Source organism: Streptomyces sp. SCL15-4 (genome assembly GCF_033366695.1).
Taxonomy (GTDB): Bacteria; Actinomycetota; Actinomycetes; order Streptomycetales; family Streptomycetaceae; genus Streptomyces.
In genome coordinates, this window is sequence record NZ_JAOBTQ010000001.1 from 3,215,900 (window position 1) to 3,232,959 (window position 17,060).

Consider the following 17,060-nt stretch of genomic DNA (forward strand, 5'->3'; position numbering starts at 1 on the left):
GGCGGCTGGACTGACGTACGACTGGCCGCATGGTAAGCGGGGCCCGGACGGGGACGGAACACGGCCCCGGACGGACACGGGACGAGCGGGGGGCGGTCGGCGGATGAGCGGGGTGTCCGGGGAGACGGTGCGGCGGGTCAACGCGATGACGGCGCGCTGGGCGCAGGCGGTGACCGAGGGAACGGTGTTCTCGGCGCCGGGTGTCTGGCCCCTGCTGGCCTTCCTGGCCGACGGCGCGGCGGGCCCGGCGCGCGCGGAGCTGGCCGGCGCGCTGGGGGTGCCGGCCGATCGGGCGGCCGGGGCCGCGCGGGAGGTGCTGGCGGGGCTGGCGTCGGTGTCCGGTCTGGACGCGGCGCTCGGCCTGTGGACGCACCACGGGCTGGCCCTGCGGGAGGAGTGGCGGGCCGGGCTGCCCGCCGGCGTCCACGGCCGGTTCGGGGACGACCTGGTCACCGCTCAGGAGCGGCTGGACGCGTGGGCGGCCGAGCGGACCGGCGGGCTGGTCGAGCGGATGCCGGTGACGCTGACCCGCGAGGCGCGGATGGTGCTGGCCGGTGCGCTGGCGCTGCGGACGCGGTGGCGCCAGCCCTTCGCCGAGCTGCCGCTGCGGCCGGACTCCGGCCCCTGGCGGGGCCGCACCCTGCGCGGACTGCACCGGCGCAGCGTGCGGCCGGACCGGGTGGGCGTCACGGGCACCCCGGACGGCTTCGTCACCGCGCTGACGGTTCCCGGGGACAACGGCGTCGACGTCCATCTCCTCCTCGGCGAGGAGCGGATGGCGCCGGGCCGGGTGCTGGCGGCCGGGGTGGGCGTCGTGGAGCGCGGCCTGCCGCTGACCGGAGGCGGCACACTGCCGCACGGGCACGTCGGCCCCGGCCTGCACGTGGAGCAGCAGCCGGCCGCCACGCCGGAGCCGAGGACGCTGGACGTGCGGACGGTGGCGTACGAGGTCCGGGCCGACCACGATCTGCTGGCGCTGTCCGGCCTGTTCGGGCTCACGACGGCCACGGACACCCGGGCGGGTCACTTCCCCGGGGTGAGCGCCCGGCCGCTGGCCGTCGGAGAGGCCCGGCAGTCGGCGGTGGCCCGGTTCGGCGCGCTCGGCTTCCGGGCGGCGGCGGTGACGGCGGTGATGCCGGTGGCGGCGGCCGGGGTGCCAAAGTTCCGCTACGAGACCACGGTCGTCCGCGTCACCTTCGACCGCCCCTTCGGCTTCCTCGCCACCGACCGCGACTCCCGCCTGGTACTGACCGCGGGCTGGATCACCGACCCGACCCCGCACCCGGGCGTTCCGGCGACACTCTGACCATCCGGCGTCCGGGCGGTGGCCCCGTCGGCTCGGTGGGGGGACGGGGTCTGTGTCGGCCTTTTCGGCTTCGCTCGCGGGGTCGGACGGGGATATCGGGGCGGTATAGCTCGCGGCGGGACGCTCGTGGTCATGACGGAGACCATGACCTGGGCCCCCGCGGAGATCACTCCCTCGGACGGCCCGCTGCTCGACCATCTGACCGAGCGGCTCGACGAACTGCTGCTGAGCGACGGCGCCGTGGTGTTCCGCGGTTTCGGGATCGCGCCGTCCGGCCTGGACGGCGTACTCGACCGTGTTCTGCGCAACCGGCTCGCGTATGTGCACGGCAATTCCCCCCGCAGTCATGTGGGGGACCGTGTCTACACCTCCACGGAGTATCCCGCCGAGCAGACGATCTCGATGCACAACGAGTTGTCGTACTCGGCGCGCTGGCCGGCCCGGCTGGCCTTCTACTGCGAGACCACGCCGGGTTCGGGCGGTGCCACTCCGGTCGTCTCCGGCGCCGCCTGGCTGGCCGCGCTCTCGCCGCGGCTGCGCGCCGCGTTCGCCGACGGCGTGCGCTACACCCAGAACCTGCATGACGGACACGGCTTCGGCAAGAGCTGGCAGGAGACCTTCGAGGCGTCCGACCGGGCCGAGGTGGAACGGCATCTGGCGGCGATGCCCGGCACGACCTGGGAGTGGAAGCGCGACGGCGGGCTGCGGATCGCGCAGGTGCGCCCCGCCACCGTCACCCACCCGGTCACCGGCACGCGGGTGTGGTTCAACCAGGCCGACCAGTGGCACCACGCGGCGCTCGGCGACGAGACCGCCGCCGCGCTGGCCAGGATCATGCCGGAGGAGGACCTGCCGCAGCACGTCACCTTCGCGGACGGGTCTCCGATCGATCCCGCGTACGTCCTCGAGATCCGCGACCGGGGCCTGGCCGCCGCGGTGGACGTCGACTGGCGGGCCGGAGACCTGCTGGTCGTCGACAACGTGCTGGTGGCGCACGGCCGCCGGCCCTACGCGGGGCCGCGCCGCGTCCTGGTGGCGATGTCCGGCTGAACACGCGCCGCGTACATGGAAAGCCCGGCTCCACGCTCATGGAGCCGGGCTTTTCGTGTACCACTCAGTTGTTGTTGTTCAGGTTGTTGTCGTTCACGTTGGTGCCGTTCACGTTGTTGTTGTTCAGGTTGTTGTTCATGTCCGCCTCCTCTCGGTTCGATCGAGAAGAGCTTGGAACGCATTCCTACACTTCTGCCATATCGCGCTTGGTATAGGGCTCTTATAGCGCGTGGGCCAACGGTTGCGGGAGGTACTTCGAAGAGGAGTGGCTATGGACAGAACGGCTGCGGGCAGCATCCTCGGAACGGTCGGGGGCACGCCCTTGGTGGAGCTGCACCGGCTTCTGCCCGGCTTCGGCGGAAGGATATTCGCCAAGATCGAAGGATTTAATCCGGGGGGCAGCATAAAAGACAGGACCGCGGTGAGCATGGTCCTCGACCGTATCCACAGCGGGGAAATCGATCCGGACCGCTCGGTGGTGGTCGAATCCAGTTCGGGCAATCTCGCCGTGGGAATCGCCCAGCTCTGCCGGTACCACGGCATACGGTTCATCTGCGTGGTCGACGCGAAGACCTCGCGGCAGAACCTCGCGATCCTGCGGGCCTACGGCGCCGAGATCGAGGAGGTGACCGAGCCGGACCCGCGCACCGGCGAGTTCCTGGAGCGCCGGCTGGAGCGGGTCCGCGAACTGGTGGCGGCCATCCCCCACGCCTTCTGGCCCAACCAGTACGCCAACCCGCTCAACCCCGCCGCGCACGAGCACACCATGCGGGAGATCTCGGAGGCCCTGGACGGCCGGGTCGACTACGTGTTCTGCGCCACCAGCACCACCGGCACGCTCCAGGGCTGCGCCCGGTACGCCCGGGCCCACGGGCTGGGGACGACCATGGTGGCGGTCGACGCCGTCGGCAGTGTGCTCTTCGGCGACGGGGGCTCCGTACGGCGTCTGATCCCCGGGCACGGCGCCTCGGTGCGGCCGGCCCTGTTCGATCCGTCGGCCGCCGACCGGGTGGTGCATGTGACCGACCTCGACTGCGTCGTGGGCTGCCGGCGGCTGGTCGGCAGGGAGGCGGTGCTCGCCGGCGGCTCGTCCGGGGCGGTGGTCGCGGCGCTCCAGCAGATCGGCGACGAGATCCCGCCCGGCGCCACCTGCGTGCTGGTCTTCCCCGACCGGGGCGACCGCTACCTCGACACCATCTACGACGACTTCTGGGTGAGCGAGCGGTTCGGCGAGGTCGCGCAGCTCTGGAAGCCCGAACTCCCCGTTCCCTCCGCCTGACGGGCCGCCGGGCACGCGCACCCGGCGGCCCGGCACACCCTCCCCGGCACACCCTTTCCCCGGCGGCCCGGCGCCCGGTCCCACCGGCGCCCGGGTCCCACCGCCGCCGGCGTTCCGGCCGGCCGGTGGCCCGTGCGGCCGCCGCCGGGACCCGACTTCGCCACCCGATCTGTCACGCCTTCACCGGCACCGCGGCGGCGCCCCGGGCCACGAGGCCCCGGCCGCCGCCGCCCGAATATGGAGGGGGTATGGCGGCCCTCGCCAGCATCGGAAGGCTGACAGGCATCCATGACTGGAAGAGGCCGAGATGACCCCGAGAGATTCCGTGATGGCGCCGCCCGCCGACGAGGTGCGCGCCGAGCTGCTGCGGCAGCGGCTGGCCGGAGGAGGGCGGCGCGCGCGGGCGGTCATCGAGCCGGCCGATCGCACGGGCGCGCTGCCGCTCTCGTTCGGCCAGGAACAGATGTGGTTCCTCAGCCGGCTCGACCCGGGCAGCACCGAGTACCTGGTCCCGGTCTCGTTCCGGCTGCGCGGACCGCTGGACGCGGTCGCGCTCGGGCGGGCCTGGGACGCGATGGTCGAGCGGCACGAGATCCTGCGCACCCGGCACGTGCTGAACGGCACGGAGCCCGAGCAGGTCGTCGACCCGGCCCGGCCGGGCACGCTCGCCGTCGCCGAGGCGGACGGGACGCGGGCCCGCGAGGTGGTGGAGGACGCGTGCGCGCACGCCTTCGACCTGGCGCGCGACTGGCCGACGCGGGCCCTGCTGATCCGGATCGCGGACGACGACCACGTGCTGCTGCTGGTCTCCCACCACATAGCCTGCGACGCCTGGTCGACCGGCATCCTGATCTCCGAACTGGCGACCGCCTACGCGGCCTTCGCCGAGGGCCGCGCGCTGCCGCTGCCCGCGCCCGCTCTCCAGTACGCCGACTTCGCCGCCTGGCAGCGGGGGCAGGCGTCCGGTGAGCGGTTCGCCGGGCAGCTCGCCTACTGGAAGTCCCACCTGACCGGCACCGAGCCGCTGGAGCTGCCCTCCGACCGGCCGCGTCCGGCGGTGCGCGGCCACCGGGGAGACGAGGTCGGCCTGGACTTCCCCGAGGGGCTGGCCGAGCGGGTCAGGGCCGTCGCCGACGAGCGCGGCACCACGGTGTTCACCGTGCTGCTCGCCGCCTACCAGGTGCTGCTCGGCCGCTACACCGGCCGCCGGGACGTGGCGGTCGGCACCGTGGTCTCCGGACGCACCCGCCCCGAATTGCAGGGCATGCTCGGCTACGGCGTCAACACCCTGGTGCTGAAGACGGACTGGGCCGCCGACGACTCCTTCGCCGGCCTGGTCGACCGGGCCAAGCGCACCAGCCTGGACGCGTACGACCACCAGGCCGTCCCCTTCGCCCGGGTCGTCGCCGAGGTCGAGCCCGAGCGCGACCTCTCCCGCACCCCGCTGTACCAGGCCGTGTTCACCCTGCACGAGGGCGGCGGCGCCCGCTTCGAGCTGCCCGGCGTCGCGGCCGAGCCCTTCCTCGCCGACGGCGGCGTGGCCCGCTGCGACCTCGAACTCCAGGTGCGCGACTCCCGCGAGGGCGGCTTCGCCGGCCGGCTGATCTATGCCACCGACCTGTTCGACCGCGACACCGCCGCCCGGATGGGCCGCCACCTGGTCCGGCTGCTGGACGAACTCACCTCCGCCCCCCATCGTCCGCTGTCCGCCGTGGAGATCCTGGACGACACCGAACGGGACCGGTTCCTGGCGGCCGGCCGGGGAGCGCCCGCCGCTCCCTACCGCTCCGTGCCGGAACGGTTCACCGAGCGGGCCGCGGCCACTCCGGACGCCCCCGCCGTCACCGGCGCGGGCGGCACCGTGTCCTTCCGGGACCTGGACGACCGCGCCGGAATCCTCGCCGGCCGGCTGGCCCGCCGCTCGGTGGCGGCGGAGTCGGTCGTCGGCGTGCTGCTCGACCGCGGCCCCGACCTGCTCGCGGCCCTGCTCGGCACCTGGCGCGCGGGCGGCGGTTACGTACCGCTGGACCCGGACTTCCCGCCGGAGCGCTGGGCCGCCCTGCTCGCCGACGCGGGCGCCGGGGTCGCCGTCACCGACCGGGCCCGGGCCGGCCGCCTCGCCGAGGTCTTCGACGGCGAGATCGTCGTCGTGGACGAGGCCGATCCCGACGACGCCCCCGGCCCCCGCGTGCTGCCCGACCCGGACGCGCTGGCGTACATCATCCACACCTCCGGTTCGACCGGCCGGCCCAAGGGCGTGCAGATCTCGCACGCGTCGCTGGCCGTCCATCTCGACTGGGTGCTGGCCGAGTACATCGGCGACGCCCGGGGAAACGGCGCCCCGCTGTTCTCCACGGTCGCCTCCGACGTCGTCGTCCCGGTGCTGTTCGGCCCGCTGCTCGCGGGACTGCCGGTGCACATGCTCCCGCAGGACCTCGACCTCGCCGACCTCGGCGCCCTGCTGACCCGGGACGCGCCGTACGCGTTCGTCAAGCTCACCCCCGGCCACCTGGAACTGCTGGGCCACCAGCTCCCCGACGCCGGCGTCGACGGCCTCGCGCACGTGGTCGTCACCGGCGGCGACGCCCTGCTCGGCCCGACCGCGGAGCGCTGGGACACGCTGCTGGGCACGGGCCGCCTGATCAACGAGTACGGTCCCACCGAGATCACCGTCGGCAACTCCGCGCACGCGGTGACCGGCGCCCAGCGCGAGGTCGTCCCGATCGGGCTGCCCATCCCCGGCACCACCATGTACGTGCTCGACGAGAGCCTCTCCCCCGTCCCGCCCGGAGTGGTCGGCGAGGTCTGCGTCGGCGGCACCGGGGTGGCCCGGGGCTACGCGGGACGGCCGGCGGCGACCGCCGGGAAGTTCCTGCCCGACCCCTTCGGCAAGCCCGGCTCCCGGCTGTACCGCACCGGCGACCTCGGCCGGCTCCTGCCGGACGGCACCGTCGAGTTCGCCGGTCGCGCCGACCGCCAGCTGAAGATCCGCGGGTACCGGGTCGAACCCGCCGAGGTCGAGGCCGCGCTGGCCGCACACCCGTCGGTCACCGAGGCGCGGGTGCTCGCCGTGGACGGCAGGCTCGCCGCGTACTACGTCCCCGAGGGCGCCGGGGCGGAGCCGGACGCGCTGCGCGACCGGCTGGCGCTGAGCCTGCCCGAGCACATGATCCCCGGCACGTTCACGGCGCTGGAGCGGATCCCGCTCACCCCGGTCGGCAAGCTGGACGTGGCGGCGCTGCCCGCACCGGGCCCGGCGCCGGACGTGGCGAGGACGGCCCCGCGCACAGCGCTGGAGGAGCGGGTCGCCGCCGTCTGGGCGCAGGTCCTGCCGGTCGGCGAGGTCGGCGTGCACGACAGCTTCTTCGACCTCGGCGGCGACTCCATCCGGGCGGTCGCGCTGGTCGGCGCGTTGCGGGAGGCGGGCCTGGACGTGTCGGTCCGGGACGTGTTCGCCCACCACAGCGTCGCCGCGCTGTGCGAGCTGCTGGCGGCCCGCCCGGCGCTGGCCGGGCGGGACCGGGGCGTGGCTCCGTTCGCGCTGATCGGCGAGGAGGACCGGGCGCGGCTGCCCGAGGGCGCCGCCGACGCGTATCCGCTGTCGCAGAACCAGATCGGCATGCTCGTCGAGATGCTCGCCGACGAGCAGAACAGCTACCACAACGTCACCTCGTTCCGGATCAAGGACCCCAAGCCGTTCTCGCTCGCGGCCTGGCGGGAGGCGGCCCGGATCGCGGTGGCGCGCCACGAGATCCTGCGCACCTCGCTGCACCTGTCCGGCTACTCGGTGCCGATGCAGGTCGTGCACGCCGAGGCGGTGATGCCGGTCGGCATGGAGGTGCTGGGCCCGCTCGGGGACGAGGAGGTGCAGCGCGTGCTCGCCGACTACGCGGCCCGCGACCGCGCGAACCTGTTCGACCTGGGCACGCCCACCCTGATGCGCGTCTTCGTCCACGTGACCGACGACGGCGGCTACTGGCTGTCGGTCACCGAGTGCCACCCGATCCTGGAGGGCTGGGGCCACCACACGCTGATCATGGAGCTGCTCGGGCTGTACGACCGGCTCCGCGACGGCCTGGAACCGGAGCCGTTCGAGCGGCCGGCCGTCCGGTTCGCGGACTTCGTCGCGGCCGAACTGGCCTCCGTGGACTCGGCCGACGACCGCGCCTACTGGAAGGGGGTCACCGGTGGCCGCGCGCCGATGCGGGTGCCGGCGGGCTGGGGCGACCCGTCGCTGCCGGCCGGCTCCCGGTACCTGGTCCGCCGTACCCCCTGGTCCCACCTGGAGGACGGGCTGCGCGCGCTCGCCTCGGCGGCCGACGCCTCGCTCAAGAGCGTGATGGTCGCCGCCTACACCAAGGTGATGAGCCAGCTCACCGACGAGGCGGCCTTCCACACCGGGCTGATCTGCGACGCCCGCCCGGAGACGGCCGGCGCCGACCGGGTCTACGGCATGTACCTCAACACCCTGCCGTTCCCCGTCGACCGGTCCGCGGCGACCTGGCGCGACCTGGTCCGCCGTACCTTCGAGCGGGAGGTGGAGCTCTGGCCGCACCGCCGGTTCCCGCTCGCGGAGATCCAGCGGGACGTGCCCGGCCGCCAGCGCCTGGTCAACGTGTACTTCAACTACCAGGACTTCCGGCAGGTCGACACCGATCTGATCGACATGGCCGGGACCGACGACAGCCCGACCGAGTTCCCGCTGACCGTGTCCTCCCGGGCGGGTCACATCTGGGTGACCGCCGACCCGCGCTTCGTGGACGAGCGGGGCGCCGACCGGGTCGCCGGGATGTTCCGCGCGGTGCTGGAGTCGATGGCCGCCGGCCCGGACGGCGACGCGCGGGCCATCCGGCTGCCCGAGGGCGAGCGCGAACAGCTCGCCGCGTGGACCGCGAACGTCCGCACCCCGCTCACCCTGGACGTGCCCGCGGCGGTCGCCGCGTTCGCGCGCGAGACCCCGGACGCGCCCGCGCTGACCGATGCCGCGGGCACGCTCGACTACCGGCGGCTCCAGGAGCGTTCGGGCCGGCTGGCCCGCCGGTTGACCGCCGCGGGCGTCGGCCCGGACACCGTCGTGGGGCTGTGCATGGACCGCTCCGCCGAGCTGGTCGTCGCGGTGCTGGCGGTGCTGAGGGCGGGCGCCGCCTATCTGCCGCTCGACACGGAGCTGCCGGCGGACCGCCTCGCCTACATGCTCGCCGACGCCGGTGCGCGCCGGCTGGTGACCGGACCCGGCGCCCCGGACGGCCTGAGCGCCGACACCGTGCTGACACTGGACGGCCCGGACCCCGGCAGCGCGCCGGCCGGTCCCCCGGCGGACCCGGAGAACCTGGCCTACGTCATCTACACCTCCGGTTCCACCGGCCTGCCCAAGGGCGTGCTGGTGCACCGGCGCGGCATGGGCAACCACCTGCTCGCCAAGGTGGAGGACCTCGGGCTGACCGCCGCCGACACGATCGTGCAGAACGCCTCGCAGGGCTTCGACATCTCCGTGTGGCAGATGCTCGCGGCCCTGGTCACGGGAGGCCGGACCCGGGTGGCCGACCGCTCGGTGGCGCTCGACCCGAAGGCGCTGTTCGGCCTGGTCGACGCCGAGTCGGTGACCGTGCTGGAGGTCGTCCCGTCGCTGCTGCGCGCCGCCCTGGACCTGTGGGACCTCGGCACCGGGGCGCCCCGGCTCTCGACGCTGCGCCGGCTGGTGGTCACCGGTGAGGAGCTGCCGCCGGAGCTGTGCGCGCGCTGGTTCAGGCGCTTCCCCGGCATCCCGCTGGTGAACGCCTACGGCCCCACCGAGTGCTCCGACGACATCACCCACGCCGTCCTGACGCCCGAGAGCGCGCCGGCGCAGCGGGTGCCCATCGGCACGGTGGTCCGCAACACCGAGCTGTACGTCCTCGACGAGGAACTGCGCCTGGTCCCGGCGGGGGTGGCGGGCGAGCTGTACGCGGGCGGCACCGGGGTCGCCCGGGGCTACGGCGGCCGGCCCGCGCTGACCGCCGAGCGCTTCGTCCCCGACCCGTTCGGCGGACGGCCCGGCGACCGGCTCTACCGCACCGGCGACCTGGCCCGCTGGCGGGCCGACGGCAACCTGGAGTACCTGGGCCGGGTCGACGACCAGGTCAAGATCCGCGGGCACCGGGTGGAGCTGGGCGAGATCGAGGCCGCGCTCACCGCGACCGGGCTGGTGCGGCAGGCCGTGGTGGCGGTCCGGGGCGGACAGCCGGTGGGGTACGTGGTGGCCGAGGAGGCCGATCCCGCGGCGCTGCGGGCCGCGCTGGCCCCCACCCTGCCCGACTACATGATCCCGGCCGCGTTCGTCACGCTGGAGCGGATCCCGCTCACCCCGAACGGGAAGGTGGACCGCAAGGCGCTGCCGGAGCCCGGCTCCTCGGCGTTCGCGCGGGCCGCCCACGTCGAACCCCGCACCGGCCTGGAACGCCGGGTGGCGGCGGCCTGGCTCGACGCGCTGCCGGTGGACCGGGTGGGGGTGGAGAACGCCTTCTTCGACCTCGGCGGCGACTCGATCCGGGCGGTCACCGTGGCGGGCGTGCTGCGCGCCGAGGGCCTGGACGTGACCGTCCGCGACATCTTCCAGCTGCGGACCGTCGCCGCGCTGTGCGCGGTGGTCGGCGAACGGCCGCTGCTCGACGCGGCGGCCCAGCAGGTCGTGGCGCCGTTCGCGCTGGTGCCCGAGGAGGACCGGCCGCTGCTGCCCGGCGGGCTCGCCGACGCCTATCCGCTGGCGCAGAACCAGATCGGCATGGCCGTGGAGATGCTGTCCGGCGACGGCCGCGACAGCTACCACGACGTCACCTCGTTCCGGATCAAGGACGAGCGGCCGTTCGAGCCCGAGGCGTTCCGCCGGGCCGTGGACGAACTGACGGCGCGGCACGAGATGCTGCGGACCTCGATGCACCTGTCCGGGTACTCCGTGCCGATGCAGCTCGTGCACGACCACGCGCGCATCCCGGTCGAGGTCCGCGACCTCAGGGACGGCACCCCGGCCGGCGTGGCGGCGGCCGTGCGCGCGATGGCCGGGCAGGGTGATCTGTTCGACCTGGCGCGGGCGCCGCTGATGCGGATGACCGTGCTGCTGGAACCGGACGGCCACTGGACGGTCGTCTTCACCCAGGCGCACCTGATCACCGAGGGCTGGACCTACCACCAGCTGCTGATGGAGCTGGTCACCTGCTACCGCCGGCTCAGGGACGGGCTGGAGCCGGAACCGCACCGGCCTCCGGCCGTCCGGTTCGCCGACTTCGTCGCCGAGGAGCTGGCCTCGCTCGCCTCCGGGGAGGACCGCGCGTACTGGGAGGGCGTCCTGGCGGGCAGGGTCCCCTTCGCCTTCCCTGACAGCTGGGGAGGCGGCGGCGCGCGGCCGGCCGACACCACCGACGTCGTCGTGGGCCTCGCCGATCTCCAGCCCGCGCTGCGCGACCTCGCCACGCGGGCCGAGGCCTCCGTCAAGAGCGTGCTGCTGGCCGCGTTCGTCAAGGTCATGGGGGCGCTCACCGAGGAGCGCGACGTCCATGTGGGGCTGGTCTGCGACACCCGGCCGGAGCGGATCGGCGCCGACCGGGTGCACGGGATGTACCTGAACACGGTGCCGTTCCCGGTGGACCGTACGGCGGCGACCTGGCGGGAGCTGGTGCGCTCGGTGTTCCGGAGCGAGGTCGGGCTCTGGCCGCACCGCCGCTATCCGATGTCGGCGCTCCAGCGCGGCTGGAGCCCGGGCCGGCTGGTCGACACCATCTTCAACTTCGTGGACTTCCACCAGGTGGACACCGAGCTGGTCGATGTCGCGGCCGGCCGGGGCGGCAGCCTGCGGACCGAGTTCGGGCTCAATGTCATCGCCCGGCCGGACCGGCTGGGCCTCAGCCACGACCCGCGTGCCGTGTCCCGGCCCGAGGCCGAGCGCGTCGGGCGGATGCTGCGCGCGGTGCTGGAGGCCATGGCCCACGACCCGGAGGGCGACGCCCGCGGTCCCGTGCTGCCCGGCCCGGCGGCCCGGCCGGAGCCGGCCGCGCCGGTCCGGGCCCGGCTGCACGAGCTGGTCCAGCAGCAGGCGGCCCGCGTTCCGCACCGGCCCGCCGTGGTGTCCGGGACGGTCAGCCTGTCGTACGCGGTCCTCGACCAACGGGCGAACGCGCTGGCCGAGCGGCTGGCCGGGCGCGGGGTCCGCCCGGGCGACCGGGTCGGCGTGCATGTCGAGCGCTCCGCCGACCTCGTCGTGGCGCTGCTGGGCGTGCTCAAGTGCGGCGCCGCGTATCTGCCGCTCGACCCGGCCCTGCCGGCCGGCCGGCTCACCGGGTACGCGGCGGACGCGGGCGCCCGGATCGCGGTGACCGGACCCGGGCTCGCCCTGCCGGGACTCGATGCCGTGTCCCCGGCGGGGAGCGGACGACCGGTGGCCGCGCCGGAGCCGGCCGGAGACCTGGCGTACGTGATCCACACCTCCGGTTCGACGGGACGGCCCAAGGGGGTCGCGGTCACCCACGCCCAGGCGGCCTCGGTCGTCCTGGCCGCGCTGGAGCGGATCGGCATGGCCGAGGGCGAGGTGTGGGCGCTGACCCACTCCCCGGCGTTCGACGTGTCGGTGTTCGAGATCTTCGGCGCGCTGCTCTCGGGCGGGACGCTGGTCGTCCCCGACCGGGAGACCGCCCGCTCGCCGCGCGAACTGCTCGGTCTGGTCGACGCACACGGCGTGACCGTGCTGTGCCAGACGCCGACGGCCTTCCGGGGCCTGACGGAGCTGGTCGCGGGCGGCGCCGACCCGGGGCTGCGGGCGGTGGTGCTGGCCGGGGAGAAGGTGCGCTTCGGTGAACTGGCCCCGTGGGCCGGGCGGCTGGCGCGTACGGTCCTGGTCAACATGTACGGCCCGACGGAGACCGCCATCTACGCGACGGCGCACCGGATCACCGCCGGGGACATCGCCGGGGCCGGCCGGAGCGTGATCGGCCGGCCGCTGCCGGGCGTGCACGCCGAGCCGCTGGACGCGGCGGGGCACCCGGTCCCGGACGGGGTGCCGGGCGAGCTGTACCTCGGCGGCGCGGGCGTCGCCGTCGGCTACCTCGGCGATGCCACGGCCACGGCCGAGCGGTTCGTGCCCGACCCGGCGGGCGGACCGGGCGCCCGCCGGTTCCGCACCGGCGACCGGGTCCGCCGGCTGGCCGACGGCTCCCTGGAGTTCCTGGGCCGGCTCGACGACCAGCTGAAGATCCGCGGCCACCGGGTGGAGCCCGGCGAGGTCCGCGCCGCCCTCCTGGCCACCGGTCTGGTCACCGAGGCGGCCGTGGCGGCGGTCGGCGGCGAGCTGGTGGCCTATGCGGTCGCGGGAGCCGCCGGCCCGGCCGAGCTGCGCGGGGCGCTGGCCCGGGTCCTGCCCGAGCCGATGATCCCGGTCGCGTTCGTGCTGCTGGACGCCCTGCCCCGGACGGTCGCCGGCAAGACCGAGCTGCGCGGGCTGCCGGCGCCGGGGCCGGAGGCGTACGTCCGGGCCGAACCGGTCGCGCCCCGGACTCCGCTGGAGGAGCGGGTCGTCGCCGTCTGGCGGTCCGTCCTGCCGGTGGACGAGTTCGGTGTCGAGGACGACTTCTTCGACCTCGGCGGCGACTCCGTCCGCGCCTTCCGGGCGACCGAGGCGCTGCGCCGCGAGGGCGTGAGCGTCTCGGTGCGGGAGGTGTTCGAGTACCGCACGGCGGCCAGACTCTGCACCGCCCTGGCGTAGCGCTCCGCGGGCCCGCGGGTCCACCGGCGAAGGCTCTCCTCCCCGACCGGGGAGGAGAGCCTTCTTCATGAACGGACACCGGCCAACGGCCCCTCGCGTACGGAGTCCTAGCCGACGAGCCTCCTCCCGGTCCGTGATCACGATCAGGCTCGGCCCGGGCGCTGCCGAAACCCTGTGGAGCCCGCCCGCGTGGAGTGGAATGCTCTTGGGTCGACCACTGAAGGAAGGGAAGGTCGCGAAGGTGTACGTCCCGTCATCCGCACGAGTACTCGATGACGACGAGCGTGAACTCGTGGAACTGGCACGCCGGACCATAGACGCGCATACCGACGCCGGGCCCGACGAGGACGGGATCCACACGATGGGCGCCGCGGTCATGGCAGCCGATTACCGGATGTTCGCCGGCGTGAACCTCTATCACTTCACCGGCGGGCCCTGCGCCGAACTCGTGGCTCTGGGAGCCGCGCGAGCCCAGGGCGCCCGCCAGATGCGCTGCATCGTCGCCGTGGGAAACCACGGGCGCGGGGTCGTCGGCCCGTGCGGGCGCGATCGGCAGGTCTTCCTGGACTACTACCCCGCCATGCGCGTCATCGTGCCCACCCCCGCGGGGCTCAGGTCCGTGCTCGCCGCCGACCTGATGCCGCTGGCCCAGCAGTGGACCCCGGAGTCGGGCATGAACGGTCTCGACCCATCGCTCTACCAGGACCCCGAGGCGGCCGGTCCTCCGATCATCCGCTTCAACCCCCGCTACCTCGACGTCGTCCGCTCCGGCGCCAAGTCCAGGACCACCCGCTTCCGGGACCCGGCGCGGCCCGGCCCGGCACGGCTGGTGTTCGAGAGCGACCCCGAAGTCGTCCTGCCGGCGGAGGTGACCGGTATCCGGCACTGCCTGGTCGGCGAACTCACCGACCAGGACGCCCGAGCCGAGGGACTGTCGACCGCGGCCGAACTCCAGGAAGCCCTCAAGGGCCACTACCCGGATCTGGCGGGCACCGACGAAGTCGACGTCATCACCTTCCGGGTCGACGACGAGACGGGCGCCGCCTGACCCGCCGGTGAGGACGCGGGCGCCGGTCGGGGGCCGGCATGGCTGTGCCCAGCGGCCGGGGCTTCCCGGCCCGGAAAGCGGGTGGGGAGCCTCGGCCGCTGGGCGGTGAGGGCTGGGTCAGGGGTTGCGGATCGCCGGGCTGGCGGCGGCCGCGACGGTGCACAGGAGCATGGCCGCGGCGACCCCGAGCAGGACCGTCGCCGTGCTGAAGGCGGCCAGCAGGAAGCCCGCGGCCAGCGCGCCCACGGAGTTGGCGCCCCAGGAGGCCAGCATGACCGCGCTCATCGCCTTGCCGTGGATCTCGTCGGGGACCAGGTGCGCCATGTAGGCCCCGGCGCCGACGTTGAGCGCGGCGCCCGTGAACGACATCGCCGCGTACAGCGCGAGCAGGGCCCAGTACTGCGTGGTCAGGGCCACCACGGGGACCAGGACCGTCCAGCTCACCAGGGTGCCGAGCAGGATGTTCGGCAGCCTGATCCCGGTCAGCAGTTTGGCGGCCGACAGCGCGCCGGCCACCCCGCCGAGACCGGAGACCAGCCCGATCAGCCCGACCTGGGCCGCCGAGCCGCCGTGCTCCCGGATGACCACGAGCGGGGCCATGTTGACGATCTGGAACAGCAGGTTGGTGACCGCCACGACGCCGATCGCCGCGCGCAGGAACCGCTGTCCCCACAGCCAGGACAGGCCCTGGCGCACCTCCGCCTTCCAGTCCCGCTCGCCCGGTCCGCGTTCCTCCTGGAACGGCGCCTTGACCAGGCTGAGGTTGACCAGGGACAGCAGGTGCCCGGCCGCCACCACCCCGAACGGCAGCCAGCTCGCGACGGAGAACGCGGCGCCGCCGACCGGCTGGCCGAGCAGTCCCGCCGCCCGTCCCCGCGCCTCGTTCTGGGCCAGCGCGGAGGACAGCCGGTCGGGATGCACCACGTTGCGGACCGCGGTGCGCTCGGCCAGTTGGTAGAAGATCGTCGCCGCGCCGTCCACGAAGGCGACCGCGAGGACGTGCGGCAGCCAGACCCGGCCGGCCAGCACCACCGCCACCACGCTGGCCATCGCCGCCAGCCCGATCACGTTGCAGATCAGCATGAGCCGGCGCCGGTCCCAGCGGTCCACCAGCACACCGGCGGGCAGCTGGAGCACCAGCATGGGCAGCAGCCCGGCAAACGCGACCAGTCCGGCGTCGGCGGCGGTGCCGTTGCCCCACAGGATGAGCAGCGGATAGGCGATCACCCCGGTGCGGGCGCCGAGCTGGGTGGCGCCCGCACCGGTCCACAGCAGCAGGAAGTCCCGGTTGCGCCGCAACGGCGGCGGCGCGCCGGCCTTGGCCGACGCGCCGCTGGGACTGATCCCGGTCACCACAGGGATGCCTTTTCGCTCTCGGTACGGCCGTCCCCGGCGGCCGCGCTCCCGGCCCGGTCCTCCATGGGAGCGCCGTGGCACCACTCCAGGACCGCCATGGCGCTGTGCATCTTGTTCTCGGCCTGCTGGAAGGCGATGCTCATCGGCCCGTCCAGCACGTCCGCGGTGACCTCCTCGCCGCGGTGGGCGGGCAGGTCGTGCATGAACACCGCGTCCGGACTGCTCCGCCACAGCTCCCGGGTCACCTGGAACGGCTGGAAGGTCCGCCGCCAGTCGGGGTCGGGCTTGGTGGTGCCGGTGGTCTGCCAGCGCGTGGTGTAGACGACGTCGAAGCCGCCGGGCGCGGGCTCCATCCGGTGGCTCTCCTCGACCCGGGCCCCGGACCGCCGGGCGTGGCCGCGCGCCAGTTCCAGGAAGCGCGGGTCGAGGCCGTAGCCGGGCGGCGTGCGCAGCTGGAGTTCCACGCCGGGAGTGCGGCCCAGCGCCAGTGCCAGCGCCGACGCGGTGTTGTTGCCCTCGCCGGCGTAGAGCACCCGCAGTCCGTCGAGCGAGCCGAAGTGGCGCCGCAGGGTGGTGAGGTCGGCAAGCGCCTGGGTCGGGTGCTCCTCCTCGGTCATCGCGTTGACCACCGGCATCCGGTGCTGCCCGGCCCAGGCCTCCAGTTCCCCGGTGGGCCGGCCGGTGCGGGCGACGAGCAGGTCGAGCATGCCCGCCAGCACCCGCCCGGTGTCCGAGGACGCCTCACCGGTGTTGGTCTGCAGGTCCGCCGGGCCGAAGTTGACGACGTGGGCGCCGAGCCGCAGCGCCGAGGACCAGAACGCGGTCCGGGTCCTGGTCGAGGTCATCGCGAAGTAGATGCCGACCACCTGGCCGGCCAGCGGCTCGTGGTGGACGGAGGTGCCCGCGGAGTGGGCGACGCCCCGGCGCACGATCCGCTCCAGCTCGCCGTCGCTCAGGTCTTGGAGCGACACCAGCCTGCGGGCGGCACTCATCGGGCCGCAGCCATCCGGCGGCGCAGGCTCGCCGGCCGCAGGTCGGTCCAGATCTTCCCGATGTGGGCCAGGCACTCGTCCTTGCTGCCCTCGGTGCCCTCCGGGTGCCAGCCGGCCGGGAGGGCCCGGTCGGCCCACCAGACCGAGTACTGCTCCTCGTCGTTGAGCACCACGAGATAGCGGCGGTCGTCGGCTTCCTCAGCGTGCATTTTCCCACCTCCGGTGAACAAGGGATCCGTGCAGACACGGACTCTCCCGAGCTTCGGGAACCCGCCATAACCGAGCCATATTCGCCAGATACA

8 protein-coding genes are annotated in these 17,060 nt (G+C 74.2%); 5 read left to right on the forward strand and 3 right to left on the reverse strand.

The genetic code is table 11. From position 1 onward, the window contains the following. Positions 1-103: 103 nt before the first annotated feature. The 5 genes from SCK26_RS13760 (at position 104) to SCK26_RS13780 (ending at position 14,410) form a co-directional block, all read left to right on the forward strand. Positions 104-1,306 carry a serpin family protein gene (locus SCK26_RS13760; protein ID WP_318201601.1) on the forward strand — a complete coding sequence of 401 codons (1,203 nt, stop codon included), beginning with the start codon at positions 104-106 and terminating at the stop codon, positions 1,304-1,306. 132 nt (positions 1,307-1,438) lie between these two features. Next, positions 1,439-2,356 carry a TauD/TfdA family dioxygenase gene (locus SCK26_RS13765; protein ID WP_318201602.1) on the forward strand — a complete coding sequence of 306 codons (918 nt, stop codon included), beginning with the start codon at positions 1,439-1,441 and terminating at the stop codon, positions 2,354-2,356. A 271-nt stretch (positions 2,357-2,627) separates the two neighbouring features. Continuing rightward, positions 2,628-3,635: a 2,3-diaminopropionate biosynthesis protein SbnA gene (sbnA, locus tag SCK26_RS13770; protein ID WP_318201603.1), complete on the forward strand. Its 1,008-nt coding sequence runs from the start codon at positions 2,628-2,630 to the stop codon at positions 3,633-3,635. A 307-nt stretch (positions 3,636-3,942) separates the two neighbouring features. Then, positions 3,943-13,362, forward strand: coding sequence for a non-ribosomal peptide synthetase (locus SCK26_RS13775; RefSeq protein WP_318201604.1), 9,420 nt, complete (start codon positions 3,943-3,945; stop codon positions 13,360-13,362). A gap of 292 nt (positions 13,363-13,654) precedes the next feature. Beyond that, positions 13,655-14,410 carry an ASCH domain-containing protein gene (locus SCK26_RS13780; RefSeq protein ID WP_318201605.1) on the forward strand — a complete coding sequence of 252 codons (756 nt, stop codon included), beginning with the start codon at positions 13,655-13,657 and terminating at the stop codon, positions 14,408-14,410. Positions 14,411-14,527: 117 nt separating this feature from the next. On the opposite strand, the gene SCK26_RS13785 is transcribed toward SCK26_RS13780, so the two are convergent. From SCK26_RS13785 to SCK26_RS13795, 3 genes are read right to left on the reverse strand one after another with little or no spacing between them, the layout of a single operon-like run. After that, entirely contained in the window at positions 14,528-15,763 is a 1,236-nt protein-coding gene (locus tag SCK26_RS13785; RefSeq protein WP_318201606.1) for an MFS transporter, read from the reverse strand. Continuing rightward, positions 15,760-16,758, reverse strand: coding sequence for an ornithine carbamoyltransferase (locus SCK26_RS13790; RefSeq protein WP_318201607.1), 999 nt, complete (start codon positions 16,756-16,758; stop codon positions 15,760-15,762). The genes SCK26_RS13785 and SCK26_RS13790 overlap by 4 nt, the downstream gene beginning before the upstream one ends. Beyond that, entirely contained in the window at positions 16,755-16,967 is a 213-nt protein-coding gene (locus tag SCK26_RS13795; protein ID WP_318201608.1) for an MbtH family protein, read from the reverse strand. Before SCK26_RS13795 ends, SCK26_RS13790 begins: the two co-directional genes overlap by 4 nt. Positions 16,968-17,060 lie beyond the last annotated feature (93 nt).

What these genes read in the sequence shown, in the direction of transcription:
- SCK26_RS13760 (WP_318201601.1), top strand. Translation starts at nt 104, where the DNA reads ATGAGCGGGGTGTCCGGGGAGACGGTGCGGCGGGTCAACGCGATGACG.
- SCK26_RS13765 (WP_318201602.1), top strand. Translation starts at nt 1,439, where the DNA reads ATGACGGAGACCATGACCTGGGCCCCCGCGGAGATCACTCCCTCGGAC.
- sbnA (WP_318201603.1), top strand. Translation starts at nt 2,628, where the DNA reads ATGGACAGAACGGCTGCGGGCAGCATCCTCGGAACGGTCGGGGGCACG.
- SCK26_RS13775 (WP_318201604.1), top strand. Translation starts at nt 3,943, where the DNA reads ATGACCCCGAGAGATTCCGTGATGGCGCCGCCCGCCGACGAGGTGCGC.
- SCK26_RS13790 (WP_318201607.1), bottom strand. Translation starts at nt 16,758, where the DNA reads ATGAGTGCCGCCCGCAGGCTGGTGTCGCTCCAAGACCTGAGCGACGGC.
- SCK26_RS13795 (WP_318201608.1), bottom strand. Translation starts at nt 16,967, where the DNA reads ATGCACGCTGAGGAAGCCGACGACCGCCGCTATCTCGTGGTGCTCAAC.